This is a genomic window from Bacillus cereus group sp. BfR-BA-01316, from assembly GCF_022664195.1.
Taxonomy (GTDB): domain Bacteria; phylum Bacillota; class Bacilli; order Bacillales; family Bacillaceae_G; genus Bacillus_A.
Map to the genome: position 1 here is coordinate 1 of NZ_JAKUGX010000069.1, position 2315 is coordinate 2315.

Here is a 2315-nt window from a genome sequence, read left to right on the forward strand (position 1 = left end):
AATCGGGCCATTTAGTTGAAGATCTCATCAGATAAGTAATAATATTTAAAGGAATAATTCATTCTGATAAAGAATATTAAAAAACGTGATGATAAGGAGGCGATTGTATGGCAAATCATGTAGAAAATCTATATAACTATCATGTATGGGCAAATCAACGGATTATTGATCATCTTAAGACACTTTCTCCTGAGAAATATCAAAAGGAAATGAAAAGTGTCTTTTCTTCTGTTTCAAAGGTTTTATCTCATCTCTATTTGGTGGAATATGGATGGCTTAATACCCTCGAGGGTCAGAGTATGAATGAAGCAATGCAATCTTCATTTCAAATTCAAGAAAAGATTGAGAAACTGCCCATTGAAGACTTAGAAATGGAATTTCACACTTTAACATCTCGGTTTAAAACCTTTTTGAACAGACAGGAAGATATGGAAAAGAGAATAATGTTGGATAATCCATGGGTAGGATTAAGAGAAACAAGTATATCTGAAATGGTCTTACACGTTGTGAATCATGGAACCTATCATAGAGGGAATATTTCAGCTATGTTACATCAGTTGGGTGATTCTTCAGTTATGACTGATTATGCTTTTTATTGGTATTCTTGAAATGTTATTCATTATAAATAGGCAAGAGAAGAGTAATCCATTTTTTCACCAAAATACTTGGGGGTATTTCAAAATCTCAAGTTGATGGGCATGTGACGGTGCCTCATGCTCACCAAGCTAGTTAGTGTATGTTAAGTAAACCTTATGGATTTGTATATCTCATCCATCCACTTTCAGATTGTTTCGCTTTATACTTCCCATAAGACAGAAGCTTCATTGCCGAGCGATTGGCCGCATGAAAAACCAAGTTCAGCTTCCATTCTTCCTCCATTTCACTGGGATAGGTTGTGGATTCATAAACATAATAACCCGCCATGATACAGGGGATTACTTGCTCCGGTTCAAATCCATAAGCAGTTGCATCATCCACAACCAAATCAATGATGCATCGGTTTCCATCTTTAACTTTTTTCTGGAGTAATTTTTTTACCGATCCTGGTACTAATTCTAATATTTTATCCTTCATGTCAGTCACCTCATCTTTTATCATGTCCAGATAGCCTGGGGATATGTGTCAAATAGAATGAAATTCCAACCGTAATTGCACAGGTCCTTTAAGAAAAAAAAGACACCCTAAGGTGCCTTCCTCCGACTTGAGAATCACATCTATGTATTGAAGAAATTTAGAAAAGGTAAATATTAAAAGGAAAGCTTCTAACTATAATTTATAGATGTTTATTATTCTCCAACGTACTGAAGATCTCCTGATTTATGTAATGCGGCTGTTACTTCATCACCGAAATTATTTAAAGAGAATGTTTGCTCTTCTATCGGATCCATTTCTGTAGCTTCACCTATCTTGCCGTCTTGAAGTTCCCAGAAATAGTTATGTTCTTCTACGATTTTACTAAAATCTCTATTTACCCATCTTTCAGTGATTGCTAATAGTTCTTCTTTGTTCTTAAAATCATTTTGGTTTAGAATGCTTCTTACTTTTTCTGCATTCTTTTTAGACATAGGAGTTGCTCCCCGTCCGTCATTTGCTTTTACTTTTTGATGAGTCATGCTATGCATTGCTGAAATAACTTCTTCTTCAGTAGAACTTTTAGTGATGTGAAGTTGTGCATTTGAACCCTCAATTTCTGCTTCATTCGATGGTGGTGCTTCTTTATAATCAGACTCTGCAAAAGCATGCTTCTCACTACCCATTGGTACTTCAGCAAACTGTAACATTCCATAAGTCATACCAGCTGCAAGTACTATTACCCCTATAATAGATCCTAGCCAATACGTTAGCTTCTTGTCCATATTCACTTCCCCTATCTACATTTTAATATTTCATATAAATAATATTATATCGAATTATCTTTTTATGAATATATCATTTTACCATGTTAAGTTATATTGTTCATTGAGAAATATGATCCAAGTCTATTGTTTTACTTTTAAACTCTTTTCGTATTCTTTAGCTTCATCAACATTTTTAAATGTTTTTAAATCAAATATCTTTTCTCCATCAATACATACAACTAATACTCCATCTTGAGCTTGAAGAACACTGCCTATATTGCCTTTTCCGAGTGAAATACTAAAGGGATTCTCTACATTTAATGATTTCTTTTTAGCAAGATAATCATTAAATGACATACCAATGGATAGTTCGTCTTTTAAGCCTTTAATAGTGTTCCCAGAAGTAGTTGTTGATTGTTCCTTTTTTGTAGCTTCTTCTTGCTGTTTCCGTTGTTTTTCAGCTGCCTCTTGTTCTGC

General features: G+C 34.2%; 4 protein-coding genes. 1 reads left to right on the top strand and 3 read right to left on the bottom strand.

The annotated features are described in order from the left end of the window. Positions 1 to 107: 107 nt before the first annotated feature. Positions 108 to 608, top strand: coding sequence for a DinB family protein (locus MR071_RS24890; protein WP_242238230.1), 501 nt, complete (start codon positions 108 to 110; stop codon positions 606 to 608). Positions 609 to 750: 142 nt separating this feature from the next. Here MR071_RS24890 and MR071_RS24895 read toward each other — a convergent pair whose 3' ends face one another. The 3 genes from MR071_RS24895 to MR071_RS24905 all read right to left on the bottom strand — a co-directional run. Then, positions 751 to 1074, bottom strand: coding sequence for a hypothetical protein (locus MR071_RS24895; RefSeq protein WP_002110670.1), 324 nt, complete (start codon positions 1072 to 1074; stop codon positions 751 to 753). 212 nt (positions 1075 to 1286) lie between these two features. After that, a complete protein-coding gene (locus tag MR071_RS24900) occupies positions 1287 to 1856 on the bottom strand; it encodes a PRK06770 family protein (protein WP_242238231.1) in 570 nt (189 codons plus the stop codon). A 123-nt stretch (positions 1857 to 1979) separates the two neighbouring features. Beyond that, a partial coding sequence (locus tag MR071_RS24905) for a hypothetical protein (RefSeq protein ID WP_242238232.1) occupies positions 1980 to 2315 on the bottom strand: 336 nt, incomplete at its 5' end.